The organism is Pectobacterium aquaticum (genome assembly GCF_003382565.3).
Taxonomy (GTDB): Bacteria; Pseudomonadota; Gammaproteobacteria; order Enterobacterales; family Enterobacteriaceae; genus Pectobacterium; species Pectobacterium aquaticum.
Window position 1 is genome coordinate 4,438,731 of the sequence record NZ_CP086253.1, and the last position, 25,695, is coordinate 4,464,425.

Here is a 25,695-nt window from a genome sequence, read left to right on the forward strand (position 1 = left end):
GTCGTATCGGGGCGGAGAGGTGATAGCAACCTCTCTGCCTTCAACAGTTTATCAAATGTAGTTAAAACGAGAAGAGAGACGTATGGCGGAGTACAAGCCAACTATCAAAGCCCCGGGAAAGTATGGCGATATCCTCTTCAGCACGCTGGTAAAACTGGCGGCGCTGGTCACGCTACTGCTATTGGGTGGCATCATTGTTTCCCTGATGGTGGCGTCCTGGCCCAGCATCGAGAAGTTCGGTTTTGCCTTCTTGTGGACGAAAGAGTGGGACGCGCCCGCAGAACAGTTTGGTGCACTGGTTCCGATTTACGGTACTGTCGTGACCTCACTGATTGCATTGATTATTGCAATCCCGATTAGCTTTGGGATTGCGCTATTTCTGACCGAATTGGCTCCAGCCTGGTTGAAGCGTCCGCTTGGCGTGGCGATTGAATTGCTGGCGGCCATTCCGAGTATCGTTTACGGCATGTGGGGGCTGTTTATTTTTGCTCCGCTGTTTGCCAAATACTTCCAACAACCGATAGGCAACGTCCTGTCCGGTATTCCTATTGTTGGCTCGCTGTTCTCCGGCCCAGCATTCGGGATCGGTATTCTGGCGGCTGGCGTCATTCTGGCCATCATGATTATCCCGTACATTGCGGCGGTGATGCGTGATGTGTTTGAGCAAACGCCAGTGATGATGAAAGAATCTGCCTACGGTATTGGCTGTACAACGTGGGAAGTCATCTGGCGCATTGTGCTGCCTTATACCAAAAACGGCGTGATCGGCGGGGTGATGTTGGGACTGGGGCGTGCCCTGGGGGAAACCATGGCGGTGACCTTTATCATCGGTAACACCTACCAGCTCGACAGCGCGTCGTTGTATATGCCAGGCAATAGTATTACCTCTGCGCTGGCGAACGAATTCGCCGAAGCCGAATCCGGCCTGCACACGGCGGCGCTGATGGAGTTAGGGCTGATTCTGTTTGTGATTACCTTTATTGTTCTGGCATGTTCAAAGCTGATGGTTATGCGTCTGGCTAAAAATGAGGGGACGCGCTAATGGCTATATTAGGCATAGAGCAAGACGCTGCACTGGAGCGTTCGCGGCGTAAAATGCAGGCCTGGCGCCGCCAGAAAAACCGCATTGCGCTGTTTTTATCCATGTCCACGATGGTGTTTGGCCTGTTCTGGCTGGTCTGGATCCTGTTTTCGACCGTGACCCGAGGCGTGGATGGCATGTCTCTGGCGCTGTTTACCGAAATGACGCCGCCGCCTAATACGGCGGGTGGTGGATTGGCGAATGCTATCGTCGGGAGTGGATTGCTGATCCTGTGGGCGACGCTGCTGGGGACGCCGCTGGGGATTATGGCGGGCATCTATCTGGCGGAATACGGTCGTAAATCCTGGATCGCCGAAGTGATTCGTTTCATCAACGACATTCTGCTGTCAGCACCGTCGATTGTGGTGGGGCTGTTTGTCTACACGCTGGTGGTGGCAAAAATGCAGCACTTCTCCGGCTGGGCAGGCGTAATTGCGCTGGCGTTGTTGCAGGTGCCGATTGTGATTCGTACCACCGAGAACATGCTTAAACTGGTACCGGATAGCCTGCGCGAAGCGGCTTATGCACTGGGTACGCCGAAATGGAAAATGATTTCTGCGATTACGCTGAAGGCATCGGTATCGGGCATTATCACTGGGGTATTGCTGGCCATCGCACGTATCGCTGGGGAAACCGCACCGTTGCTGTTTACGTCTCTGTCGAATCAGTTCTGGAGCACGGATATGATGCATCCGATTGCTAACCTGCCGGTCACCATATTTAAGTTTGCCATGAGCCCGTTTGTGGAGTGGCAACAGTTGGCCTGGGCAGGGGTACTGCTGATTACGATGTGCGTGCTGCTGCTGAATATTCTGGCGCGCGTTATTTTCTCTGCCAAGAAGAACTAATTCGCTAAGAAAGCGTCGTTTTCTGAGAAACATTAAATAAATTCAAGGTGCTGCCTGGCAGCGCCAGGAAAAAGAGAGAAGTCTTGATGAGTATGGCTACTGAGACATCCAACAAAATCCAGGTTCGCGATCTGAATTTCTATTACGGAAAATTCCATGCGTTGAAAAACATTACGCTGGATATTGCCGCGAATCAGGTTACCGCGTTTATCGGCCCATCCGGCTGTGGTAAATCCACGCTGCTGCGTACGCTGAACAAAATGTACCAGCTCTATCCTGAGCAGCGCGCCGAAGGCGATATCCTGCTGGATGGCAATAACATCCTGACGGATAAGCAAGATATCGCGCTGCTGCGTGCCAAAGTCGGCATGGTGTTCCAGAAGCCGACGCCGTTCCCGATGTCGATTTACGACAACATCGCGTTTGGTGTACGTCTGTTTGAAAAGCTGTCTCGTGCCGATATGGATGAACGCGTTCAGTGGGCGCTAACCAAAGCGGCGCTGTGGCAAGAGACGAAAGATAAGCTGCACCAGAGTGGCTATAGCCTGTCTGGTGGTCAACAGCAGCGTTTATGTATTGCGCGCGGTATCGCGATTCGCCCAGATGTCTTGCTGCTGGATGAACCTTGTTCTGCGCTTGACCCGATTTCTACTGGCCGCATTGAAGAACTGATCTCCGAGCTGAAAAAAGACTACACCGTGGTCATCGTGACGCACAACATGCAGCAGGCAGCGCGTTGTTCAGATCATACGGCGTTCATGTATTTGGGTGAGCTGATTGAGTTCAGCGATACTGATACCCTGTTTACTGCCCCAAGGCAGAAACAGACTGAAGATTACATCACCGGCCGTTACGGTTGATTAGGGAAGCATCATGGATAATCTGAATCTGAACAAACACATTTCCGGTCAGTTTAACGCCGAACTGGAACACATCCGCACGCAGGTCCTGACCATGGGCGGGCTGGTGGAGCAACAACTGAGTGACGCGATTACCGCGATGCATAATCAGGACGCGAATCTGGCTCAGCAGGTGATTGAAGGCGACGCCAAAGTTAACATGATGGAAGTGGCGATTGATGAAGCCTGCGTGCGCATTATTGCGAAGCGCCAGCCTACCGCCAGCGATCTGCGTCTGGTGATGGCGATCATCAAAACCATCTCCGAGCTGGAACGTATCGGTGACGTGGCGGATAAAATCTGTCGCACCGCGCTGGAGAAATTCTCTCATCAGCATCAGCCGTTGCTGGTGAGTCTGGAGTCATTAGGGCGCCACACCGTGCAGATGCTGCATGACGTGCTGGATGCGTTTGCCCGCATGGATCTGGACGAAGCGATTCGTATTTATCGCGAAGACAAAAAAGTGGATAAAGAGTACGAAGGGATTGTGCGTCAACTGATGACCCACATGATGGAAGATCCTCGCACTATCCCAAGCGTACTGACCGCACTGTTCTGCGCCCGTTCTATCGAGCGTATCGGTGACCGTTGCCAGAATATCTGCGAATTTATCTTCTACTTCGTCAAAGGTCAGGATTTCCGTCACCTGGGTGGCGATGCGCTGGAGAAGTTGCTGGCGCAGAAAGATAAGAAAGAAGAAGAGTAAGCTCGTTTTCATTCCGCAAATAAGTTGTCAACGGCCTGACGCCCTGCTTGCAGGGCGTTATTTTTTATCAGGATAGTGAATCAAATTGTGGAAGCGCGCCGTGGTATCGGCAGGGTTGTGGTAACGGTGTTCCCTGTCGGCGGTAAAGCGCAAGGCGTCACCAGCGGACAACACATGCGTCTGTCCATCAACGGTCATTTCCAGTTGTCCCTCCAGCACAATAATATGCTCGATCACCCCGCTTTCATGCGCCGATGAGGTGCTGCTGGCTCCCGCCGCCAGCTCAATAACCAACATATCAAAACGCAGTTTTTCGTCGAAGGGGAAGAGGGGAACCACGTGCATTCCCACCTCATCCCCCCTGAATGTCGAACCTACTCCTGAGCGATAGGTCACGTCTTCATCTGCGAGCGTCGGTTCAATAAAGGTAGAGAACGCCACATTCATGCCGGTCGCAATTTTCCACAGCGTGGCGACCGTCGGGCTGGATTCACCGCGCTCGATCTGGCCGAGCATTGCTTTGCTCACACCCGTCTCTTCTGCCGCACGTGTGAGGCTCCAGCCTTTCTCTTGCCTTAACGTTTTCAACGTATTGCCAATACGGCGGGTTAGCTCATCAGACATCAATATTGGCTCCTGCTTGTGCGTTATAGCGCACGCTGTTATGTTAACGCTTTCTGTGCGTTATAACGCACGACAAGAGTGAAGGTATACCATGCCTGCGTCATTTGCGCTAAAAGATGTCACCTTTTCGACCCTCATCGCTGGCTTCGTTGCGGTGCTGGTGGGCTACACCAGTTCAGCCGCTATCATTTTTCAGGCAGCGGAAGCGGCGGGTGCCAGTGCGGTGCAGATCGGCGGCTGGTTAAGCATGCTGGGGATTGCCCAAGGGCTGGCGTCTATTAGCCTGTCGCTGTATTACCGCGCGCCGATACTGGCGGCCTGGTCAACGCCAGGGGCGGCGCTGCTGGTCACCAGCCTGCCGGGCACCTCGATCAATGAGGCGATCGGCGTGTTCCTGTTTGCCTCCGCGCTTATTTTTATCTGTGGAATCACTGGCCTCTTTGCCCGCCTGATGAATGTTATTCCGCAGGCTATTTCTGCTGCGATGCTGGCGGGGATTTTGCTGCGCTTTGGCGCGGATGCTTTTCTTTCCCTGCAACACGATTTCTGGCTGGCTTTTGCGATGTGCATAACCTATTTGCTCAGCCGTCGGCTGTTGCCGCGCTTTGCGATTGTACTGACGCTGCTTGCTGGCCTGCTGCTAGCCTTATTTCGCGGACAAATTGTGTTTTCTGATTCGCCGCTGGTGTTCGCCGTACCGGAGTTTATTACGCCGCATTTTTCATGGGCGTCTCTGCTGGGTGTCGGTATTCCATTTTTCGTTGTCACGATGGCGTCGCAGAACGCGCCGGGCGTTGCCACGCTGAAAGCCGCTGGCTATCAGGTTCCTATATCACCGCTGATTAGTATTACCGCATTAATCGCGCTGGTTTTGACGCCGTTCGGTGGTTTTTCCGTCTGTATCGCCGCGATTACCGCCGCGATCTGTATGGGGCCGGATGTACATCCCGATCCGAAGAAACGCTATCTTGCTGCCGTTGCTGCTGGTGGATTTTATCTGCTGGCGGGTGCTTTTGGCGGATCGATCGGGCAGCTTTTCACGGCGCTACCGCAGCCGCTGATTCACGCTATCGCCGGTTTGGCGCTGCTCAGCACCATTTCAGGCAGCCTGTACCGCGCTTTACTGGATGAAAAACAGCGGGATGCTGCGGTGGTCACCTTCCTAATTACCGCCTCAGGGCTGACGTTGTGGGGAATCGGTGCGGCGTTTTGGGGACTGATTGGGGGGATGATGACCTGGCTGGTGCTGTCAGCATACGCTGACAAGGTGCGTTGAATACGCGAAGAAAATAGGTGGAGGGGATCAACGTGTCTTAAATAGGGGACGTTATTCAATTGCTTATCTTAACTGCCGAAGCGTTGTGATAAACCAAGCATCTGACATAGCGTATGAACGCTGAGGGCTGGGAAATATTTCTGGTTATATTACAACGGAGGTTTTATGAATTTTCACCATCTGCGTATAGCGCGACCAGCTAGTAACCTGAAACTCAGTTGTGAAATGTACTGCAGTGGGCTTGATCTAAAAAAATTAGGCTCATTTTCAGACCATGAAGGTTTTAGCGGAGCTATGTTGGGGCGTAGTGATTTAGGCTGGCACCTTGAATTTACGCAGTGCCACCACCATCCGGTATCACCTTCTCCATCAGATGAGGATTTACTGGTTTTGTACATCGCGGATAAGGTGTTATGGGACGAGGCATGTTCAAGAATGGATGAGGCTGGGTTTGTCAGAGTCAGCTCGTTCAACCCTTACTGGGATAAAGATGGTGTGACTTTTCGGGATCATGATGGGGACAGGGTTGTCATCCAGAACCGGCGGTGCGGATAACCTTGACAGCGCTTTACAGGCTTATGGTAAATAAGTGCATAGGCTAGCTCATTCGGACTAGCATAAGAACGACAAAGGCTCACCATATGGCGAGCCTTTGTCGTATATCTACTTCTGTTGTCCTCGGGGGGAAGCATTACTGCTAACAAGTCCCGTGGCTAGTGAGATCAGTATAAGGATGATTGACGATGTCGTCAAACAGCATAAAGGATAGCCTCTCTGCGGCCAGAATAGGCACGTATGAAAATATCGTCGGTGGACCGACTGGCTTGCCTCAGACAGAAAAAGCCTTAAAGCTTTATATGTGGAATGCGCAAATCTCAGCCGCTTTTTTTGTTCCTCTTCATGTGTGCGAAGTCCTCACGCGCAATGCTATTTCTGAAGTCATTGAAACGGTATACGGGGACAGATGGCCTTGGTCCATTGGTTTTGAGCGAAGCCTACCGATCCCTATCCATGGCTATAAGCCAAAAGATGATCTGATTAGTGGGCGACGAAATCAGCCAACGACGGGAAAAGTTATCCCTGAACTAAAGTTTGTTTTCTGGCAAAAAATGCTGACCGGAAGATTTGATACTCGCTTATGGAACAATCACATACTAACCGCTTTCCCTCATGTCGTCGCACAGGGCCTGAGTGCCGCGCAGCTGCGTCAGAATCTCTATAATGATTTAGAAACTGTGAGAAAACTGCGCAACCGCATTGCTCATCACGAACCTATAATCAACCGGAACCTGCTGGATGATTTCGCAACGATAAAAAGAATTATTGCATATCAGTGCGAACATTCGGTTGAGTGGATGCAAAACAATCAGATGCTGCTCCCGCTCCTTACACTTAAACCGTAGTAATACTGTGCCTGGCTGCCGTTATCTCTTCCGAAAAAGTCTGAATAGGAGATTTCCTGTCGCTTTCCATCACTCTACCTAGCTGTACTTGAATCAGGATAATCTGCCAGAATACCGAAGTAACATAAGGTTATATTATAGCTATTTATGTTATTTCCCGCGTTTTCGCCCTGCTGATAGCCTGCGGTTAATACAGCAATATTAAGGGGCAGGGAATGAAAAAGCAGATTTTAACAGTGACTTTATTGGCCGGGTTGGCTTCCGTTTCTGGTGCTGCACAGGCCGATAAATTAGATGATATTCAGAAGGCGGGCATCGTGAAAATTGCCGTCTTCGACAGCAATCCGCCGTTTGGCTATGTCGATCCGCAGAGCAAAAAGCTGGTGGGTTATGACGTAGATATCGCCGAGGCGATTGGTAAGGCGCTGGGCGTGAAGGTGGAGTTGCGCGCGACCAACCCAGCGAACCGTATCCCGCTGTTAAGCTCACAGAAAGTCGATTTGATCGCTGCTAACTTCACCATTACCGATGAGCGTGCCAAGCAGGTTAACTTTAGTATTCCTTACTTCGCTACAGGGCAAAAATTCATCGCCCGTAAAGGCGTGCTGAAAACGCCGGAAGACATCAAAACGCTGCGTATTGGCGCGGATAAAGGCACTGTGCAGGAGATTACCCTGCGTGAGCATTACCCGACAGCCAAAGTGATTTCCTACGATGATACGCCGCTGGCCTTTGCTGCGCTGCGTAACGGCAACGTTCAGGCCATCACGCAGGATGATGCCAAACTGGTCGGCCTGCTGGCTAACGTGCCTGATGCACAGAAGGCTGAGTTTGAAATTTCTCCGTTCAGCATTACCAAAGAGTATCAGGGCGTCGGGATTCCGAAGGGTGAAGAACGCCTGACGGCGAAAATTAACGACACGCTGATTAACCTGGAAAAACAGGGTGAAGCGAAGACGATTTACGATCGCTGGTTCGGGCCGAGCACAAAATCATCCCAGCCGCGCGGCGACTTCACCTTTGCCCCGCTGGATCAACAACCTAAATCCTGATAGCTGACGCCTGGTGCTATGATCCCAGCCCTCTGCAATACAATGCCGAGGGCATTTCTATTTGTACCTCGTAGTAATGACAAAGAGAGATAAAACGCATGGATACGGCGCTGCAATCGCTTGAATCGTGGCTGTTGGCTCCTCAATACCTCATCTGGCTGTGGCACGGTTTCCTGATCACGCTGGGTCTTTCCCTGAGTACGATCGTTCTGTCTACAGTGTTGGGTTTTCTGCTGGCGGCAGCCAGAGACAGCCAGATTCATGTGCTGCGCGGCATTGTGGTGGCGTATAGCTCGCTATTTCGTAATACACCGCTGCTGGTGCAGCTGTTTTTCTGGTATTTCGGTGCCGGACAGCTTTTTCCCTCAGAGATGATGCAATGGCTGAACACCCCGCATACGCTTTCTCTCTTCGGTACGACGTTAGCGTGGCCTTCTTTTGAGTTTCTGGCGGGCTTGGCAGGATTGACGCTCTACTCTAGCGCGTTTATTGCGGAGGAGATCCGCGCCGGTGTTCGCGGTGTAGCACGCGGGCAGAAGTACGCCGCGCATGCTTTGGGGTTAACCGGCTTCCAATCCATGCGTTATGTGGTATTGCCGCAGGCGCTAAAAATCGCTCTGCCGCCGCTGCTGGGGCAGTACATGAATATTGTTAAGAACTCGTCGTTGACGATGGCGATTGGCGTTGCTGAATTGTCCTACGCGTCGCGTCAGGTAGAGACGGAAACCCTGCGTACGTTTCAGGCGTTTGGCGTGGCGACGGTGTTGTACATCGTGATTATTGCGGTGATGGAAGGCTGGGGCATGTGGCGTCAGCAGCGCAGTCTGGCGGAGAGACACTAAGATGGATTTTACCGTTATCACCGATAACATCGACTATTTGATGTGGGGAACGTTCCCGGATGGTCCGCTGGGTGGCGCAGCGCTGACGCTGGTGATGAGCCTGCTGGCGGGCATAGCGTCTGCCATATTGGGTACGATTTTAGGCGTGGCGCTGGCGATGTCCCGAGGCTGGTGGAGCGCACTGTTGGCGATGGTGCTGGGGTTCTTCCGTGCCATTCCCGTCATCATGCTGATTTTCTGGACCTATTTTCTGCTGCCGATCGTTTTTGGCGTCGATATCCCAGAAATTACGACCGTGGTGTGTGCGCTGGCGCTGATCGCCTCGGCGTATCTGGCGCATGGCGTGAAGGCCGGCATTGTCGCCATCGGGCGCGGCCAGTGGCAGGCTGGACTCTCGCTGGGGCTAAGCCGCTGGCAGGTGTTATGGCAGATAGTGCTGCCGCAGGCGTTGCGGATGATGGTGCCTTCCTTCATTAACCAATGGATTTCTCTGATTAAGGATACCTCACTTGCCTATATTGTCGGGGTCGGCGAGCTGACGTTTCTTGCTACGCAGGTCAATAACCGCAGCATGGTCTACCCGATGGAAGTTTTCCTGTTTGTCGCGCTGGTCTACTTTGTGTTTTGTCTGTCGCTGGAGCTGCTGGCGAACGGGGTTAACGCCCGTTTTAACCAGCAGGAAAAGCAGCCGAAACGCCGTTTGCTGTGGTGGCGGAATAAGCCAGCCTGAGACGAATATGGGTCACTTAAGCCCGTTATTAGGGGAAACACAGGGGGAGGTTCCCGTAGGGAGGCCTCACCCCTGTGGTCGCCCCGTGTATCTCGATGCTGAAACGCTCGGCATTAAGCCTGAGTCTGGTTGCCTGAGTGGTACTGCTACGCAGTGATATTCCAGCCTTTTTCGCGCCAAATTTGCGGCAATTCGCGCATATCGTCGAACATCGTGACCAGTGGGTGATGAATCGGCTGGTTATGGGGATCGGCGCAGTAATAGAACACTGGAATGCCCGCGGCGATGCCTGCCTGTACACCAGCGGCGGAATCTTCAACCAGAATGCAGTGTTCGATGGGAAGCTGTAACTGCTCGGCGGCGTGATACAGCACCGCCGGATCGGGCTTCCATTTTTTCAGATCGTAGCCGCTGTAGAGATGGTCACCAAACAGATCGAGCATGTGCGTCAGGCCGAGCGAATGCTGCATCTTGCTGACCGGACCGTTGGACACCACGGCCATCGGGACAGTAATCGACTGCACTAACTCACGTGCGCCCTCGATAGGTTGCAGGAACTCATCGAACAGACGTTTCACTTCTTGCCGGAAATGACGCTCCGCATCGTCTACCGACACGGTTAAGCCATGCTGCTGGCTGATGCGGGCAATAATTTCGTACAGCTTCACGCCCTTGTAGGTTTTTATCACCTCCTCCAGCGATAAGTTCACCCCATACGGGATGAAGATATTCACATAAGCCTGGCAACACAGCACTTCGCTATCAACCAGCGTGCCATCACAGTCGAAGAAGACGCATTCAATACGGGGCATGACCAATCCTTATCGATGAAATAAAAGATGAAGCTCCTACTTTAACCAATTGACCCGATATTACGACCTATAAAGCCATTTTCACTGCTATCTTGCGTAAAATTAGGGGGATTTAACCGAGAGAAAACGATGACGTTAATAGGTTCTTCTTATTCGATGAAAAAAAACGTGGGATCAACGTAAAAACGCCGCATTTTGTTATAGGATACCCGACGACAGTTATTCCCTTCTTTGGATTGTTACTCATGAATAAATCACAACCCGGTCTTGCTACCGAGCAAGGCCTGCTGGAGCGTGTGTTTAAACTTAAACAACACGGCACGACAGCACGTACGGAAACGATTGCCGGTTTCACGACGTTTTTAACGATGGTCTACATCGTTTTTGTTAACCCGCAGATTTTGGGTGTGGCGGGGATGGATACCAAAGCGGTCTTTGTGACCACCTGTCTGATTGCGGCGTTCGGCAGCATTTTGATGGGGCTGCTGGCTAACCTGCCTGTGGCACTGGCTCCGGCAATGGGGCTGAATGCATTTTTCGCCTTTGTTGTTGTCGGTGCGATGGGGCTGCCATGGCAGGTTGCGATGGGGGCTATTTTCTGGGGCGCAATCGGTTTCCTGTTGCTGACTATCTTCCAGATTCGCTATTGGATGATCGCCAATATCCCGCTCAGCCTGCGTTTGGGTATCGCCAGCGGTATCGGCCTGTTCATTGCCATGATGGGGCTGAAAAACGCCGGCATTATCGTTCCTAACCCTGAAACGCTGGTGACGATTGGTAACCTGACGTCACACAGCGTGCTGCTGGGCGCTCTGGGCTTTTTCATCATTGTGGCGCTGGCTTCACGTAATATTCACGCTGCGGTATTGATCTCCATCGTGGTGACCACCTCAATTGGCCTGCTGCTGGGCGATGTGACGTATTCTGGTGTGTTCTCCATGCCGCCGAGCGTCATGTCGGTGGTGGGTCAGGTTGATCTGGCAGGGGCGCTGAACCTCGGGATGTCCGGCATTATTTTCTCCTTCATGCTGGTTAACCTGTTTGACTCCTCCGGTACGCTGATTGGCGTGACGGATAAAGCCGGTCTGGTTGATGCTCGCGGTAAGTTCCCGCGCATGAAGCAGGCGCTGTATGTCGATAGCATCAGCTCTGTAGCCGGTTCGTTTATCGGAACGTCATCCGTTACTGCGTATATTGAAAGCTCTTCTGGCGTGTCCGTGGGCGGACGTACCGGCCTGACCGCCGTAGTTGTGGGTTTGCTGTTCCTGCTGGTGATCTTCCTGTCGCCGTTGGCGGGGATGGTGCCTGCCTATGCGGCCGCGGGCGCACTGATTTACGTGGGCGTATTGATGACGTCCAGCCTGGCGCGCGTGAAGTGGGATGACTTGACGGAAGCCGTACCGGCCTTTATTACCGCGGTGATGATGCCGTTCAGCTTCTCTATCACTGAAGGGATCGCGCTGGGCTTCATTTCTTACTGTGTGATGAAGTTGGCGACGGGTCGCTGGCGTGAAATCAGCCCTTGCGTGGTCGTGGTTGCGCTGCTGTTCCTGCTGAAAATTGTGTTTATCGACGGGCATTAATGTGTTCGTGGCTCCGGGGCTTTCCCGGAGCCTCAGCCTGAGACAAGGCGGCTGGCTACTGTGAGGCGGTAGAGGTGGCTTTTTCTATCGTATGGCTGATTAATTTCATATAGCGTAAAGACTGGCGCTGCTGCTGTAGTATTTCTCCCGACTTTCTCATACCCGTTGGCGACGTGTATTTCCACATGATTAATCGGTTAAGCGTGGGGATATGGGCGCAGGCCCAGGCAAGGTAATCATCAACATCGCTCATCACTTCTACTGCTGGGATGCAGGTTGAGCGTAGCCTACCAGAGGCGGGGTGGAGTTTCAGGCTATTGGGCGGTTGGCTGTTCACGCCAGGGATCTTCATCAATGACTGGCGGATGGTACAGAGTTGTGTTGCCGCTTCCAGCGGATCGCGCTGCGCGTCGATCCACGCCTGTTCGGCCTGTGTCTGCGCCTGCATCTGTGGGACGACCTGATTCGTTGGCCTGACATGAACGATTTCGATATCCATACCGACGCTGCCTTCTTCACTCAGTAGGATGGCAATCGTATTGCCTGCATAGCCGATGCTGAAATTGGGCATATTAGGATCGGCAAAATAAGGGCGTCCTTCAGGGGACACGAGTAGCGTGGGCAACAGCGGATAGCCGAAAAAATAGAACATCATCTCAGCCAGCAGCACTCGACTTTTCAGGTAACGCTCTCGGCGTTTGGCTGAAAAACTCTGTGTTGATGAGATGAGTCTATCGGGCAGTCTTTGTAAGTCAGGAAGCGCTTCCGTGCTTGTCCACCTGACAAAATGGCAGGTCATTGTTCACTCCGTGATCGTGATAAAAGATGGGAACCTATCAGGCACTACCGATGCATATTATCAGACTAATATGTGATCTAAAGAAAAATCGATGGATAAATCGGCGATAATTATTAATTAGGCACACCGAATTTTCTGCATCGTGTGTTTTGTGGCGATCCTTCCCTGTCCGCCACATTCCCAGCTGTTTTAATGGCTTGCCCACCCCAGTGCGGAACGCCGCTGTTTTTCCAGCGTCTGCTTGCGCAACTCATCCTCTGTCACTAATCGCAGCGCCGATGTTGGACACACGCTAACGCAGGAAGGGCTTTGGGCGACATCCACGCATAAATCACATTTGTGAACCTCGCTTTGCATGAGGTGTGTTTCCCCCTCGTCATTCGACGTTTTTGTCACCACGTCGATAGCACCGAAAGGACAGGCGACGACGCAGCTTTTGCAGCCGATGCAGCGGGACTGAATAACCTGAATGCTGTCCCGATCGCGCACCAGCGCATCATTCGGACATACGCTGGCACAGGGCGCGTTCTCACACTGGCGGCAAAGAACAGGGACGCTTACGCTAGCGCTTTTAACGACCTTCAGTCGGGGAAAGAAGTGCGAAGGCCGCAACTGCGCACTTTGGCCACCGCTATGGGCTACCGCGCAGGCGATCTCACAGGTCCGGCAGCCGATACATTTTTCTGCTTCGGCAATAACAAACTGATTCATGAGCGGAGCTCCTCGCGGGTTGCGTTCATTTCAGGGCGCTGCGGGTGTGCGGGAATGGCACCTGTGATGGCGGTCAGCCCCATCGTCGCAATCATTCCCAATGCGGCTTTGCGCCCGTCGGCAATGGCGGTCACGACCAGATCGGCACCGCGTACGGCATCACCCCCGGCAAAAATGCGCGGATGGTTGGTCTGGCAAGGTATTTGACTATCAAGCGGGGCGGTGATGTATCCCCAGTTATCCAGACCGATGTCGGCGTCTTCCAGCCACGGCATGTTGTGTGACTGAAAGCCAAATGCGGTTATTACTGCGTCCGCGGGCTGCACGAATTCTGAATCAGGAATAGGGCGCGGGCGACGACGGCCGCTGGCGTCAGGCTCGCCCAGTTCGGTGCGAACCAGACTAATGCCGCATACTTCGCCCTGTTCATTGAGGCAGATTTTTTGTGGCTGAACGTTAAACAGGAATTCCACGCCCTCTTCGCGGGAGTTTTTCACCTCTTTTTTCGAGCCGGGCATATTGGCTTCATCACGACGATACGCGCAGGTGACGGATACTGCACCCTGCCGAACGGACGTGCGCAGGCAGTCCATCGCGGTATCCCCACCGCCGAGCACCACGACGCGTTTGCCCGCCATCGAGATATAAGGCTCATCCTCTAATTCAGGTAGCCCCATGACGTGTTTGGTATTGGCGATCAGGAAAGGCAGCGCATCGAAGACGCCGGGAGACTCTTCATTATCAATGTTGGCCTTCATGGAGCGGTAGGTGCCTACGCCGAGGAAAACGGTGTCATAGTCGTCCAGCAACTGAGCCAGAGAAATATCTTTCCCCACTTCGGTATTCAGTTGGAATTCGATGCCCATGGCGCTGAACACTTCACGCCGATGAATCAGGACGTCTTTATCCAGCTTGAATGACGGAATCCCGAACGTGAGCAAGCCACCAATTTCCGGGTGACGATCGAACACCACGGCCTGCACACCGTTGCGGGCTAGCACATCGGCACAGGCTAGCCCAGCAGGACCAGCACCGACGATCGCCGCGCGTTTGCCGCTGGGAACAACATGCGTCATATCGGGCGACCAGCCCATTTTTATCGCGGTATCGGTAATGTAACGCTCAACGTTACCGATGGTAATCGCACCATACTCCTTGCCCAGCGTACAGGCTCCTTCACATAACCGATCCTGCGGGCACACTCGGCCACAGATTTCCGGCAGGCTGCTGGTTTGGTGCGACAGTTCTACGGCTTCAAGAATGCGCCCCTGTTTGGCCAGACTCAGCAGCTCGGGAATATTGTTATGCAGCGGGCAGGTCCACTCGCAGATCGCGCGTTTGCCGCAAGAAAGGCAGCGGTCAGCCTGATCTTCCGTCTGCTGCACGGAGAAGCCATGATAGATTTCATCAAACGTGGAAGTTCTCTGGGTCAGCGGCTTTTTCTCGGCATCCCGGCGCGGCCAGTTTTTTCTTTTGCTGAGCGGATGGGGTGTATGCGCTTTCAGTACGGGCGTTTCACGCTGCCAGTGGGCGGAGGAGCGCAATGCCATCGCCTGCTGTTTTTCCTGACGGCGGGCCGCTAACGTTTTTTCGCTGACGAGCTGTAAGGCCTGAGTCGGACAGGCTTCTACACACGCTTGTCCTTCTGGACGATCGGCGCAGAGATCGCATTTATGGGCGATGGCGCTGTTGTCCACCGGGCTTGTCACCATGGACATCGCGCCGAACGGGCAAGCCAGTACACAGCTTTTGCAGCCGATGCACTTTTCCTGAACGAGCTGAATGCTATTGTCTTTTCTGATCAAGGCCTGTGTTGGGCACACGCTGGCGCAGGGGGCATCTTCACAGTGACGGCAGGTCACGGCAGCCCGCAGCGTTGGCGTATTGAATGCTTTTATTCTGGGCTGAAACACCGCGGTGCTATCTGGATAGCGCTCGTCATTATGTGAAATGACACAGGCGATTTCGCATGCATGGCACCCCATACAGTCTTGAGTACTGGCAATAACAAATCGGTTCATTACCTTTTCCCACTCTGGATCCCTCGATCGTGGCCTTTATCCTAATAGCTGGATAACCCCCTGACTTTGATATAGAGCAGGTAAAAAGTCGGTTAATGTTAAATCTCACTCGTGTTACTAATAAAATTATTGAATCGTTTCAGTAAGTTGTAATGTTACTGATAAGTAATATCTTCGTGGTTTATAGCCTTGTTTTTAATATGGTTTACCATGATTTCTTATTTTATGTGTCAGCCGTTTTACGGGATTGCGATTTATTATCGCGGGTTGTCCAGACGAAGGCCGCGGTCAGCAGCAGGATCAGCGTGGCTGCGGCCAGCACAATGGAAAACCCCGAATCAAAGGCAGAATGGGCCTGTGTGGTAAGCATCTGCCGCATATTTTCCGGTAAGGATTCGGCAAAAATTAATGCTTCGTCCAGACTGTCATACGCGGTGTCCGGTGCAGCAAACCCAGCGGGCAGCATAAACGTTGCGGAATAAGCGAAAGACAGCAAGCTGCCCATCAGCGTTACGCCCGTTGCGCCCCCTAATTCATAGGACACTTCTTCGATCGACGCCGCCATACCCGCTTTTGACGCTGGCGCAACCTGCATAATAGTGCTGGATGCGGCCGTCATGGTGGAGCCCACGCCTGCGCCAATAACGGTTAGGCTGATGATTTGTATCATGGTAGGCGCATTGTGCAGCAGCAGATAGCTTCCCATTCCGAGCCCTGAAATCAACAGGCCAGCGGCTAGCATTGTCCCGCTATTCACGTGTGGCAGTATCTTTCCAGTTAACGGGCCAGCGATAAAGGACGCCAGCGACAGTGGTAAAATGAACAGCCCAGCCTGTAGTGGAGACAGCCCGATGACTAACTGCAATCGCTGGGTGAAAGCCAGCTCCATGCCGATCAAGGCGGCGGCGGCCACGATAGCGGCGGCCACAGCAGCGCTGAAAGGCCGCAGGCGGAAGAGAGAGAAATCGATCAGGGGATGCTTGCTGTTACGCTGCCGCCGCACAAACAGGGTAATGAACGTCACGCCGATGAGCAGAGCGATTAGCGCATCCTCATAAGACGGAACCCGCTTGCCCAGCTCTTTGATGGCATAGGTAATACCAATCAAACCCACCATGATTAATAGAGAACCGATGAAATCCCAGCGGTGGGAGGCGTTGCCCGGCTGATGTGGAATCACGGTGATTCCCATGATGAGCGCAAGCAAAACGACCGGTACATTAATGAGGAAAACCGATCCCCACCAGAAGTACTCAAGCAGTATCCCGCCCATCACGGGGCCAAATGCTGCGCCGCCGGATGCGACCGCAGCCCAGATACCGATTGCCAGTGCGCGTTCCCGTTCATCAGTAAATGTCAGACGAATAATCGACAGTGTGGCGGGCATCATCATCGCCGCACCGATTGCCAGCAGCGCACGAGCGGCGATAAGCATACTGGGTGTGGGCGAATAAGCGGCAAACAGTGACGCCGCACCAAAGACCAGCAGCCCGGAAATAAATAGAGGTTTATGGCCCAGCTTATCGCCCAATGTGCCCATCCCCAGCAGTAAACCGGAGGCAATCAGCGCATAGATATTAACGATCCACAGCTTTTCCGATGCAGTCGCGTGCAGGTCGTGAGTCAGTCTCGGGAGTGCGGTGTACAGCACCGTCATGTCGATAACAATTAGGAACAGGGCGCTGGAAACAATGGCCAGAATCAGCCACTTCTTGGGTGATTGCATAACAGGATCTCTACCTTGAACTTCTATTTTTCATCTGTCGGATAGCGTTCTGATGATATAGAATTGCTTTTTAAATACAAACGTATTTTAAATTGGGGGATATATGGGGCGTCATAAGAGCATTAATCGTGCGTGCGTGTTGGATGCGGCGGAGCAGATTGTCCGCACCCAGGGAACGGCTGCGCTGACGATCGATGCGGTCGCTAAAGCTGCGGGCGTGACAAAAGGCGGTATTCAGTCGAGTTTCGGGACGAAAGATGAGCTGATTCACGCGATGTATCAGCGCTGGGAAGATGAGTTTGATGAGATGGCCGCTGTGTGCATCGGTGAGGATAATAGCTGGGAAGCCAGAGTGCGTGCGCACGTTGACATCACTTATCGGACGGATGCCGCAGAAGGCGATCGAGCGGCGGGCATGATGGCCTCGTTGTTGAATACGCCTGAGCACCTTGCTAGATCGCAGGCGTGGTATGACAGCCAGTTGGCTGGGCTTGACCTGAATTCGCAGGAAGGGCGAGATGCCCGGCTGGCGTTTCTGGCATCCGAAGGGGCATTCCTGCTGCGCTATTTTGGCTTTATGGCGGTCGATGACGAGACCTGGAAAGCCATTTTCTCTGATATTTCCCGCCTGCTACCCGAGCGCACTGCTTCTTCCTGAGGAAACCCCTCTGTCCATGAAGCGCATTGTTTTACAGATGATTGTTTGATTATGATTTGATGGATTGTTGCTCGCCTGACCGCTGTGCCGCCAGAATATCGTCTAGATTCCCTTCAACCCATATCGCCAGCTCTTTTACCCTTACGCTCACTTCCTTGCCTAATGGCGTCAGGCTGTATTCAACATGCGGCGGGACAACCGGATAGGCCGTTCGTAGAACAAAACCATCACTTTCCAGCCATTGCAGAGTTTGCGCCAGCATGCGCTCGCTCACGCCGCCAATCCGTCGACGCAGTTGACTAAAGCGATGCGTATCATCAAGTAATGCGATCAGAATCAGTACGCCCCAGCGACTGGTAACGTGGTTAAGTATCTGGCGAGAAGGGCATTTCTCAGCAAAGACATCACCAGTTGGCAGAATGGGTAGCAATAAATCTGCTGGTGTTTTGGGTTGACTCACTATACTTACCTTTATGTATGTACTTACTTAAAATTAGCTTTGCCGCTATTATGCCAGCCACTACCCGTTAGTAAAAGACGGTTAACAAAAGATGGTTAGTAAAAGACGGTTAATAAAAGACAGTCAATAAAAGGAGCTTGAGATGATTGCTATTACTGGTGCATCCGGCCAACTGGGCCGTTTGGTTATCAAACAACTGTTAGAGAAGGTTCCGGCGAGCGACATCGTGGCGCTGGTGCGTGATGTCAATAAAGTTACCGATCTATCGGCGCTTGGCGTGCAGGTGAAAGCAGCAGATTACAATCAGCCTGAGGCGCTGGCTTCTGCTCTGCAAGGTGTGGATAAGGTGCTGCTGATCTCTTCTAGCGAAGTGGGTCAGCGTGCGGTACAACACCGCAATGTCATCGATGCGGCGGTGAAAGCCGGTGTTAAACTGGTGGCTTATACCAGTCTGCTGCACGCGGATAAGTCCCCTCTGGCGCTGGCGGAAGAACACCGTCAAACGGAGACGTTGCTGAAGGATTCTGGTTTACCGCATGTCCTGCTGCGCAACGGCTGGTATACCGAAAACTATGCGGCCAGCATCCCTGCGGCGCTGGAACACGGTGTGTTTATCGGTAGCGCGGGTGAAGGCAAAATTACGTCTGCAACCCGTGAAGACTTCGCTGCCGCTGCGGTCGCAGTTCTGACGCAGGAAGGGCAAGCTGGCGAGGTTTACGAACTGGCTGGCGACGAGCCTTACACGCTGGCAGAGCTGGCGGCGGAAGTCAGCAAACAGTCTGGCAAAAATATCGGTTATCAAAATCTGTCCGAAGCGGAGTTTGCCGCCGTGCTGGTTTCAGCCGGGCTACCTGAGGGTTTCGCGCAGATTATTGCGGATTCGGACACTGGTGCATCTAAAGGTGGTCTGTTTGATGACGGTAAGCAACTGAGCCGCCTGATCGGTCGCCCAACCACGCCGCTGTCTGCGGTAGTGAAAGCGACGTTGAAATAACCCTTAAAAAGTAACGCTTAAAAATCGGCTCAGAGATCATTCTGTACCCGCCTTATTGCTTATATTCTATTTACACGCCATAGCAGATAAATGCACAATTAACGGCTATAGCGTGTAATTATTGCTTTACCTGCTAAAGCGTGTAATATTTATTCTACCGTCTATAACCGATAGGATAAGAGGATGAAGGTCACCAACAGCAAGCAGCTTAGCAGCTACCTGAAAGATGTTCGTATCACGCAGAAGCTTTCACAAGGGAAAGTGGCCAGTAAAGTGGGTATTCGCCAGGATACGGTATCCAGCTTCGAGCAACATCCTGATTCCACCAAGCTGGAAACCTTCTTTAAAATCCTGTCGGCATTGAACTTAGAACTTACTGTTACGCCCCGAAATGTGAATACCGCCAATAACGAAGCCTCTGTTGCATCATCCTGGAAGGAAGAATGGTAATGGCTGCGCTCGATGTTTACATGAACGGCTATCGGGTGGGGATTCTGACCAAAACGGGCAGTGGGGCACATCATTTTTCCTATGATGCGAACTGGCTCGGGTTGCCGGGGAGTCGCCCCATTTCGCTTTCTATGCCGCTACGTCATCAGCCCTATCAAGGTGATGAGGTTTATAATTTCTTCGACAATTTGTTGCCGGATAACCCGGATATCAGAAGACGCATTGTCGCCAGACATCACGCTGACTCCACCCAGCCGTTTGATCTGCTGGCTAAAGTGGGGCAAGACAGTGTCGGGGCGTTGCAATTAGTGCCGCAGGGTACACCTGTGCACGATATAAAAAAGATCAAATACAAAACTTTATCTGAGCAGCAGCTTGAAAACATACTGGCGGGATACCTGTCCGATGCCCCGCTGGGGATGATTGATACAGAAGACAATTTTCGTATCTCTATCGCGGGCGCACAGGAAAAGACGGCGCTGCTTTATCTGGATGATCACTGGTGCCTGCCTCTCAATGCCACACCAACTACCCACATCATCAAGCTACCGATTGGTAAAATCGAGAGTCACTCTTACTCAATTGATATGTCTGACAGCGTTGAAAATGAGTATCTGTGCCTGCTCATTGCCAAGGCATTTGGGTTGCCAGTGCCGCACTGTTTTATGATCAACGCTGGCAAGATAAAGGCGTTGGCGGTGGAGCGTTTTGATCGTAAATACGCCTCGGATGTCAGTTGGATTATGCGGTTACCACAAGAGGATTTTTGTCAGGTATTAAACGTTCCTTCCGCACTGAAATATGAAAATCATGGTGGACCGGGTATTTCCGCCATTATGTCGTTTCTATTGGGTTCGGCTGATCCAGAAAGGGATCGTTATCGCTTTATGCAGGCTCAGGTACTGTTTTGGCTATTGGCTGCAACGGATGGTCATGCGAAAAATTTTTCCCTGTTTATTGAATCTGAGGGACGATATCGACTCACGCCTTTCTATGACATTCTCTCTATGTATCCGGCGATGGGCGGACGGGGAATTGACCACAGAGAGGCCAAATTGGCGATGGGATTGACTGGCTCAAGAGGCAAGAAATATGCGATTGAGCAGATCTTTCCCCGGCATTTTTTCCAGACGGCGAAGGCCGTTGGGTTTGCCAGAGAATCGATGGAAAACATTCTGGTGGAGTTTTCAAACACCGTTGAGACCGTTATGACGACTGTTGGAAGTCAACTGCCTGTGGATTTTCCTACTCATATCAGTGATGCAATCCTGACCGGGTTGCAGGCTAGATCGAGACGGCTCATGAGAGGATGGGAGTAATTTCCCCGACGAATATACCCGTCATACTTCAAGCTGCTTGTGCGTTGGCTGCCCTTACTCACCCCAGTCACTTACCTGAGTAAGCTCCTGGGGATTCGTGCGATTGCCGCCTTCACGCAACTCGAATTATTTAGGGCATAAATCGGGGAGAGCAAATCACTTCCCGATACAAAAGCTCGAGAAAATACGGCCTAGCAGGTCGTCAGAGGTGAACTCGCCGGTGATTTCACTTAAGGCCTGCTGTGCCAGCCGCAGTTCTTCTGCCAGCAGTTCTCCCGCGTAGGCGCTCACCAGCTGTTCTTTGCCCTGAATCAGATGCTGTGCAGCCAGTTCGAGTGCTTGCAGGTGGCGACGTCGAGCCAGAAAACCGCCTTCTGTGTTGCTGGTGAACCCCATACTTTGCTTGAGGTGGTCGCGCAGCGTATCGATGCCTTCACCCGTGCGGGCGGACAGGCGGATGAGTGAGTGAGTATTTACCTCTTCGATGCCGAGCGTTTCGCCAGTCACATCAGCTTTGTTACGTACCACAGTAATCGGTAGCGTTTTTGGCAGGCGCACCATAAATTCTGGCCAGATTTGCTCAGGCTCGGTCGCCTGCGTGGTGGTGCCGTCTACCATGAATAGAACGCGATCGGCCTGTTCGATTTCCTGCCAGGCGCGCTCAATACCAATGCGCTCGACTTCGTCGCTGGCATCGCGCAGCCCAGCGGTGTCGATGATATGCAACGGCATTCCGTCGATATGGATATGTTCACGTAGTACGTCGCGTGTCGTTCCGGCGATATCCGTCACAATGGCAGCTTCACGACCCGCTAACGCATTGAGTAAGCTGGATTTACCGGCATTAGGACGACCCGCGATCACGACTTTCATCCCTTCCCGCAGCAGGCTACCTTGATGCGCTTCGGCTCTGACGGCATCCAGATCGGCCATCACGCCATTTAACTGTGCTTCAATTTTGCCATCGGAGAGAAAGTCGATCTCCTCATCTGGGAAGTCGATGGCAGCTTCGACGTAGATTCGCAGGTGAGTGAGTGCTTCCACTAACTGATTTATACGGGTGGAAAATACGCCTTGCAGAGAGTTCAGCGCTGAGCGTGCGGCCTGTTCCGAGCTGGCATCAATCAGATCGGCAATGGCTTCCGCCTGCGCAAGATCGAGTTTGTCGTTCAGGAAGGCGCGCTCAGAAAATTCGCCAGGCCGCGCAATCCGCACGTTAGATAGCGTCAGGATACGTTGCAGGAGCAAATCAAGAATAACCGGACCGCCGTGACCCTGAAGCTCCAGCACGTCTTCACCGGTAAAGGAGTTCGGGCCGGGAAACCAGAGAGCGATACCTTGATCGAGCGTGGTACCGTTGGCATCACGGAACGGCAGATAATCGGCGTGGCGAGGCTTGGGAAGCTTACCCAGAACGGCATGCGCGACGTCGGCGGCGGCCTGTCCTGAAATGCGTAAAATACCCACGCCTCCGCGTCCCGGTGGCGTGGCTTGGGCGACGATGGTGTCGGTATTACTCATGATGTTCTCTCTGCATTGATGCCTGTCTAGCAGGCTATTTTACGTATCTTGGCTGATAAAGCAGCCGTTAAAAAAATAAGGCGGTCAATGACCGCCTTACGCTTTCTATCGGTTAGCCATCAACCGGATTATTTTTTCTCGCGGCTATGTAAGCCACGTTTTTCCAGACCGCGGTAAATCAACTGCTGCTGGAGAATGGTAACCAGGTTGCTGACGATGTAGTACATAACCAGACCTGACGGGAACCATAGGAAGAAGACCGTAAAGATGACCGGCATATAGGTCATGATCTTCTGCTGCATTGGATCGGTCACGGTGGTTGGTGACATCTTCTGAATGAAGAACATCGTCACGCCCATCAGGATCGGCAGAATGTAGTACGGGTCTTGTGCAGACAGGTCATGAATCCACAGAGCGAACGGCGCGTGACGCAGTTCAACGGAGCCCATCAGCATGTAATACAGCGCCAGGAAGATTGGCATCTGAATCAGCAGTGGGAAGCAGCCGCCCAGCGGGTTCACTTTCTCTGACTTGTACAGCGCCATCATTTCCTGACTCATGCGCTGTTTGTCATCACCAATACGCTCACGCATAGCCTGCAATTTAGGTTGCAGTAAGCGCATTTTCGCCATTGAGGTGTATTGCGCTTTCGTCAGCGGATACATGATTCCGCGCACGATAAAGGTAATGGCAATAATGGAGAAGCCCCAGTTGCCGATAAAGCTATGCAGGAATTTCAGCAGCTTAAACAGCGGCTGAGAAATAAACCACAGCCAGCCGTAATCTACGGTCAGATCCAGGTGCGGTGCGACAGCAGCCATCTTGTCCTGAATTTCCGGGCCGACCCACAGGGTGGTCTTCAGGTCTTGCTGGCTACCTGCGGCAACCACAACAGGAGCGGATTTGAAACCAATGGCAGCCTGACCGTTACCCAGCTTGCTGGTGTAGAAGGTGTTAGCGCCAGCCGTAGTCGGAATCCACGCGGTTGCGAAGTACTGTTGCAGAATCGCTACCCAGCCACCATTGGTGGTGATGTTCAGGTTTTCGTCCATGTCGCTGAAGCTGTACTTTTTGTACTTGTCTTCACTGGAAGAGAACGCCGCGCCACGATAAGTGTGCAGTGCAAAGTTGCTGCTGCCGGTATCGCGGTGCTTAGGTAATTCGATAGATTGCTTTAACTGACCGAACAACGTGAGTTCCAGAGGCTGAGCGCTGGTGTTGTTGACGCTATAGTCAACGTTCAGTGCATAGTCGCCACGTTTCAGAACAAACGTTTTGGTGTAGGTGATACCGTCAGCCGCGGTGTATGTCATCGGGATGCGCAGCTCGCTCTGACCATCCGCCAGCTCGAAGCTATCTTGCGTGGTGGTAAATAGCGGACGTGGGCCGTTAGCCGGGTTGTCTGGGCCGTTTTTGCCGGTCAAACCGCTCTGAGCCTGATAGACAAACTCGGAGGTGGTTTCCAGCAGGTGGAAAGGTTTATCTGAACCCAATGTATCCGGGTAAGCCAGCAGATGCGCTTGCTCGATGTCGCCGCCACGCGTGTTGATTGTCAGCGACAGCACATCGGTTTTCACTGTGATCAGTTTGCCTTGACCGCTGGCGGGTACGCCCTGGTTGGTAGCATCACCGGTCACTGCGTTCGTCGCCTGCTGTATGGCCTGCGTGGTTGCTGGCGGATTTTTATCCGTCTCCCAAGCCTGCCAAAGCATAAAGGTTACGAATAGCAGAGCGATGAGAAGAAGATTGCGTTGCGAATCCATCGTTAATGTTCTCTGTTATTGTCGGTTTTTGGCGGTACGGGATCATCACCACCAGGGTTCAAAGGATGGCATTTTAATACGCGTTTAAGCGTCAACCAACAGCCTTTTATCATGCCGAACCTGCGTATTGCTTCAATACCGTATTGCGAGCACGTTGGCCGGAACCGACAATGCGGTCCGAGCAACGGGCTGATAACGAGTTGATAACCGCGTATCAACCCGATCAGGAGTCGGGAGCCAAACGACAATGCCGACGCCATAGTTTTTCCAATGCTTCCGTCAGAGTACGGTTATCCAGTTCAGACACCCCTTTTTTCACCAGCACGACAAAGTCCATTGAAGGCAATGAATGTTGGTGTAGGCGAAAACTTTCGCGCGTCAGGCGTTTAATCCGATTGCGTTCATGAGCACGTTTCACATGCTTTTTGGCGACGGTAAGACCGATGCGGGGATGCCCCAGCGAGTTCAGGCGGCCGAGAATGGTGATTTGCGGCGTGCCAGCCCGTTGCGGTTGCTGGAAGACGAAAGTGAAATGACTGGGAGTTAACAAACGTAACTCCCTGGGAAATGCTAGCTTAACCACTCGGTGGGTTAGCTTTTATTACTTAGAAACAGACAGACGAGTACGGCCTTTCGCACGACGGCGGGCCAGAACTTGACGACCATTTTTGGTGGCCATACGAGCACGGAAACCATGGCTACGGTTACGCTTCAATACGGACGGTTGGAAAGTGCGTTTCATGGCGATTTCTACCTAAACTTGGAAAATTATAACTTCACAGTAAACGCGTTTGGCTGTTCGGCGTGAAAAAATGACCGACGCCTCAATCGCATATCACAGCTATATAACGGAAAGAGGCAGGATTGTAATAATTGTACAGTCCTGAGTCAATTAACATCACACTTAACACGCCAGCCATTCCGATTATTTTTGGAATTTCTGCCTGCCAGAGCACAGAAAAGGCGTAGACGCGCGGGCAGGGAATTATACGGGCTCTGTTGCAAAGCGCAAGGATCCTCCAATGATCTGTCCCGTAAGATCATGATCGATGTCACCGTAACGATCGTGTTTCCGACGGTATGCTTGGATGCGTTTCATGTAGGGCGGGTAAAATATGTGCTCACTGCCCCTCTGGCGTGTTGCGGGGAGTCGCGATGAGAATAGCCTGTGGATAAAAAGGATCGAAACTGTGCAGAAGGGGAAGATCTCTTTGGCGGATTAGGTTATGATCCGCGGTTCCGCTAGCGATCCTTTTGACGGGATCGTCGGGGTAAACCGCCACGCTACGTGGTGTGTCTGCTGTCTGAATTGTGGATGAAACCATCGTGGATGACGCAGGCGCCAAAAAATCATGAGTCACATAAATAACGTCTTATTCTTTTCTTTTTGATCGTTCTTGTTCGAGTGGAGTCCGCC

General features: G+C 52.5%; 27 protein-coding genes. 15 read left to right on the forward strand and 12 right to left on the reverse strand.

Annotated elements, in window-relative coordinates; all coding sequences use genetic code 11:
• The first annotated feature begins 82 nt into the window (after window positions 1-82).
• The 4 genes from pstC (at window position 83) to phoU (ending at window position 3,534) form a co-directional block, all read left to right on the forward strand.
• A complete protein-coding gene (pstC, locus tag DMB82_RS20530) occupies window positions 83-1,042 on the forward strand; it encodes a phosphate ABC transporter permease PstC (RefSeq protein WP_039546142.1) in 960 nt (319 codons plus the stop codon).
• Window positions 1,042-1,929: a phosphate ABC transporter permease PstA gene (gene pstA, locus DMB82_RS20535; protein ID WP_102117983.1), complete on the forward strand. Its 888-nt coding sequence runs from the start codon at window positions 1,042-1,044 to the stop codon at window positions 1,927-1,929. The genes pstC and pstA overlap by 1 nt, the downstream gene beginning before the upstream one ends.
• Window positions 1,930-2,015: 86 nt before the next feature.
• A complete protein-coding gene (gene pstB / locus DMB82_RS20540; RefSeq protein ID WP_010681437.1) occupies window positions 2,016-2,789 on the forward strand; it encodes a phosphate ABC transporter ATP-binding protein PstB in 774 nt (257 codons plus the stop codon).
• A gap of 13 nt (window positions 2,790-2,802) precedes the next feature.
• Window positions 2,803-3,534, forward strand: a complete 732-nt coding sequence (gene phoU / locus DMB82_RS20545; RefSeq protein WP_095993276.1) for a phosphate signaling complex protein PhoU — start codon at window positions 2,803-2,805, stop codon at window positions 3,532-3,534.
• A 57-nt stretch (window positions 3,535-3,591) separates the two neighbouring features.
• Here the strand turns inward: phoU and DMB82_RS20550 are convergent, their stop codons facing one another.
• On the reverse strand, window positions 3,592-4,158 hold the full coding sequence (locus DMB82_RS20550; protein ID WP_116164533.1) for a helix-turn-helix domain-containing protein: 567 nt from the start codon (window positions 4,156-4,158) through the stop codon (window positions 3,592-3,594).
• Window positions 4,159-4,249: 91 nt separating this feature from the next.
• Here DMB82_RS20550 and DMB82_RS20555 point away from each other — a divergent pair, with 91 nt between their 5' ends.
• From DMB82_RS20555 to DMB82_RS20580, 6 genes are all read left to right on the forward strand, one after another.
• Window positions 4,250-5,434 carry a benzoate/H(+) symporter BenE family transporter gene (locus DMB82_RS20555; protein WP_116164532.1) on the forward strand — a complete coding sequence of 395 codons (1,185 nt, stop codon included), beginning with the start codon at window positions 4,250-4,252 and terminating at the stop codon, window positions 5,432-5,434.
• Between the two features lie 165 nt (window positions 5,435-5,599).
• Window positions 5,600-5,989 carry a VOC family protein gene (locus tag DMB82_RS20560; RefSeq protein ID WP_116164531.1) on the forward strand — a complete coding sequence of 130 codons (390 nt, stop codon included), beginning with the start codon at window positions 5,600-5,602 and terminating at the stop codon, window positions 5,987-5,989.
• Between the two features lie 188 nt (window positions 5,990-6,177).
• On the forward strand, window positions 6,178-6,837 hold the full coding sequence (locus tag DMB82_RS20565) for a hypothetical protein (RefSeq protein ID WP_116164530.1): 660 nt from the start codon (window positions 6,178-6,180) through the stop codon (window positions 6,835-6,837).
• Between the two features lie 215 nt (window positions 6,838-7,052).
• A complete protein-coding gene (locus tag DMB82_RS20570; RefSeq protein ID WP_102117980.1) occupies window positions 7,053-7,889 on the forward strand; it encodes an ABC transporter substrate-binding protein in 837 nt (278 codons plus the stop codon).
• Window positions 7,890-7,987: 98 nt separating this feature from the next.
• Window positions 7,988-8,731, forward strand: coding sequence for an amino acid ABC transporter permease (locus tag DMB82_RS20575; protein ID WP_116164529.1), 744 nt, complete (start codon window positions 7,988-7,990; stop codon window positions 8,729-8,731).
• Between the two features lies 1 nt (window position 8,732).
• A complete protein-coding gene (locus DMB82_RS20580) occupies window positions 8,733-9,461 on the forward strand; it encodes an amino acid ABC transporter permease (RefSeq protein WP_039475211.1) in 729 nt (242 codons plus the stop codon).
• 146 nt (window positions 9,462-9,607) lie between these two features.
• On the opposite strand, the gene yieH is transcribed toward DMB82_RS20580, so the two are convergent.
• Window positions 9,608-10,273, reverse strand: coding sequence for a 6-phosphogluconate phosphatase (gene yieH, locus DMB82_RS20585; protein ID WP_010681428.1), 666 nt, complete (start codon window positions 10,271-10,273; stop codon window positions 9,608-9,610).
• 245 nt (window positions 10,274-10,518) lie between these two features.
• On the opposite strand from yieH, the gene DMB82_RS20590 reads away from it, so the two are divergent.
• Window positions 10,519-11,856: an NCS2 family permease gene (locus tag DMB82_RS20590; RefSeq protein ID WP_039487851.1), complete on the forward strand. Its 1,338-nt coding sequence runs from the start codon at window positions 10,519-10,521 to the stop codon at window positions 11,854-11,856.
• A gap of 55 nt (window positions 11,857-11,911) precedes the next feature.
• Here DMB82_RS20590 and DMB82_RS20595 read toward each other — a convergent pair whose 3' ends face one another.
• The 4 genes from DMB82_RS20595 to DMB82_RS20610 all read right to left on the reverse strand — a co-directional run bounded on the left by DMB82_RS20595 (window position 11,912) and on the right by DMB82_RS20610 (window position 17,113).
• On the reverse strand, window positions 11,912-12,655 hold the full coding sequence (locus DMB82_RS20595) for a 4'-phosphopantetheinyl transferase family protein (protein WP_116164528.1): 744 nt from the start codon (window positions 12,653-12,655) through the stop codon (window positions 11,912-11,914).
• Window positions 12,656-12,844: 189 nt separating this feature from the next.
• Window positions 12,845-13,366: a 4Fe-4S dicluster domain-containing protein gene (locus DMB82_RS20600; protein WP_116164527.1), complete on the reverse strand. Its 522-nt coding sequence runs from the start codon at window positions 13,364-13,366 to the stop codon at window positions 12,845-12,847.
• Window positions 13,363-15,387: a formate-dependent uric acid utilization protein AegA gene (aegA, locus tag DMB82_RS20605; RefSeq protein WP_116164526.1), complete on the reverse strand. Its 2,025-nt coding sequence runs from the start codon at window positions 15,385-15,387 to the stop codon at window positions 13,363-13,365. Before aegA ends, DMB82_RS20600 begins: the two co-directional genes overlap by 4 nt.
• A 223-nt stretch (window positions 15,388-15,610) precedes the next feature.
• Window positions 15,611-17,113: an MFS transporter gene (locus DMB82_RS20610; RefSeq protein ID WP_116164525.1), complete on the reverse strand. Its 1,503-nt coding sequence runs from the start codon at window positions 17,111-17,113 to the stop codon at window positions 15,611-15,613.
• A gap of 103 nt (window positions 17,114-17,216) precedes the next feature.
• Here DMB82_RS20610 and DMB82_RS20615 point away from each other — a divergent pair, with 103 nt between their 5' ends.
• Window positions 17,217-17,771 (forward strand): TetR/AcrR family transcriptional regulator, encoded by a 555-nt coding sequence (locus DMB82_RS20615; RefSeq protein WP_102117973.1) that lies wholly within the window; start codon window positions 17,217-17,219, stop codon window positions 17,769-17,771.
• 49 nt (window positions 17,772-17,820) lie between these two features.
• Here the strand turns inward: DMB82_RS20615 and DMB82_RS20620 are convergent, their stop codons facing one another.
• Window positions 17,821-18,231, reverse strand: coding sequence for a winged helix-turn-helix transcriptional regulator (locus tag DMB82_RS20620; RefSeq protein ID WP_102117972.1), 411 nt, complete (start codon window positions 18,229-18,231; stop codon window positions 17,821-17,823).
• Between the two features lie 142 nt (window positions 18,232-18,373).
• On the opposite strand from DMB82_RS20620, the gene DMB82_RS20625 reads away from it, so the two are divergent.
• The 3 genes from DMB82_RS20625 (at window position 18,374) to DMB82_RS20635 (ending at window position 20,994) form a co-directional block, all read left to right on the forward strand.
• Window positions 18,374-19,225, forward strand: a complete 852-nt coding sequence (locus DMB82_RS20625; RefSeq protein ID WP_102117971.1) for an SDR family oxidoreductase — start codon at window positions 18,374-18,376, stop codon at window positions 19,223-19,225.
• A gap of 183 nt (window positions 19,226-19,408) precedes the next feature.
• Window positions 19,409-19,675: a helix-turn-helix domain-containing protein gene (locus tag DMB82_RS20630; RefSeq protein WP_102117970.1), complete on the forward strand. Its 267-nt coding sequence runs from the start codon at window positions 19,409-19,411 to the stop codon at window positions 19,673-19,675.
• A complete protein-coding gene (locus tag DMB82_RS20635) occupies window positions 19,675-20,994 on the forward strand; it encodes a type II toxin-antitoxin system HipA family toxin (protein WP_116164524.1) in 1,320 nt (439 codons plus the stop codon). Before DMB82_RS20630 ends, DMB82_RS20635 begins: the two co-directional genes overlap by 1 nt.
• Before the next feature lie 156 nt (window positions 20,995-21,150).
• Here the strand turns inward: DMB82_RS20635 and mnmE are convergent, their stop codons facing one another.
• The 5 genes from mnmE to rpmH form a co-directional block, all read right to left on the reverse strand.
• Window positions 21,151-22,515 carry a tRNA uridine-5-carboxymethylaminomethyl(34) synthesis GTPase MnmE gene (mnmE, locus tag DMB82_RS20640; protein WP_116156053.1) on the reverse strand — a complete coding sequence of 455 codons (1,365 nt, stop codon included), beginning with the start codon at window positions 22,513-22,515 and terminating at the stop codon, window positions 21,151-21,153.
• A 128-nt stretch (window positions 22,516-22,643) separates the two neighbouring features.
• Entirely contained in the window at window positions 22,644-24,278 is a 1,635-nt protein-coding gene (gene yidC, locus DMB82_RS20645; RefSeq protein WP_102117967.1) for a membrane protein insertase YidC, read from the reverse strand.
• A gap of 2 nt (window positions 24,279-24,280) precedes the next feature.
• Window positions 24,281-24,538: a membrane protein insertion efficiency factor YidD gene (yidD, locus tag DMB82_RS20650; protein ID WP_010281237.1), complete on the reverse strand. Its 258-nt coding sequence runs from the start codon at window positions 24,536-24,538 to the stop codon at window positions 24,281-24,283.
• Entirely contained in the window at window positions 24,502-24,861 is a 360-nt protein-coding gene (gene rnpA / locus DMB82_RS20655; protein ID WP_010302382.1) for a ribonuclease P protein component, read from the reverse strand. Before rnpA ends, yidD begins: the two co-directional genes overlap by 37 nt.
• An 18-nt stretch (window positions 24,862-24,879) precedes the next feature.
• Window positions 24,880-25,020 carry a 50S ribosomal protein L34 gene (gene rpmH, locus DMB82_RS20660; protein ID WP_005976668.1) on the reverse strand — a complete coding sequence of 47 codons (141 nt, stop codon included), beginning with the start codon at window positions 25,018-25,020 and terminating at the stop codon, window positions 24,880-24,882.
• Between the last annotated feature and the right edge of the window lie 675 nt (window positions 25,021-25,695).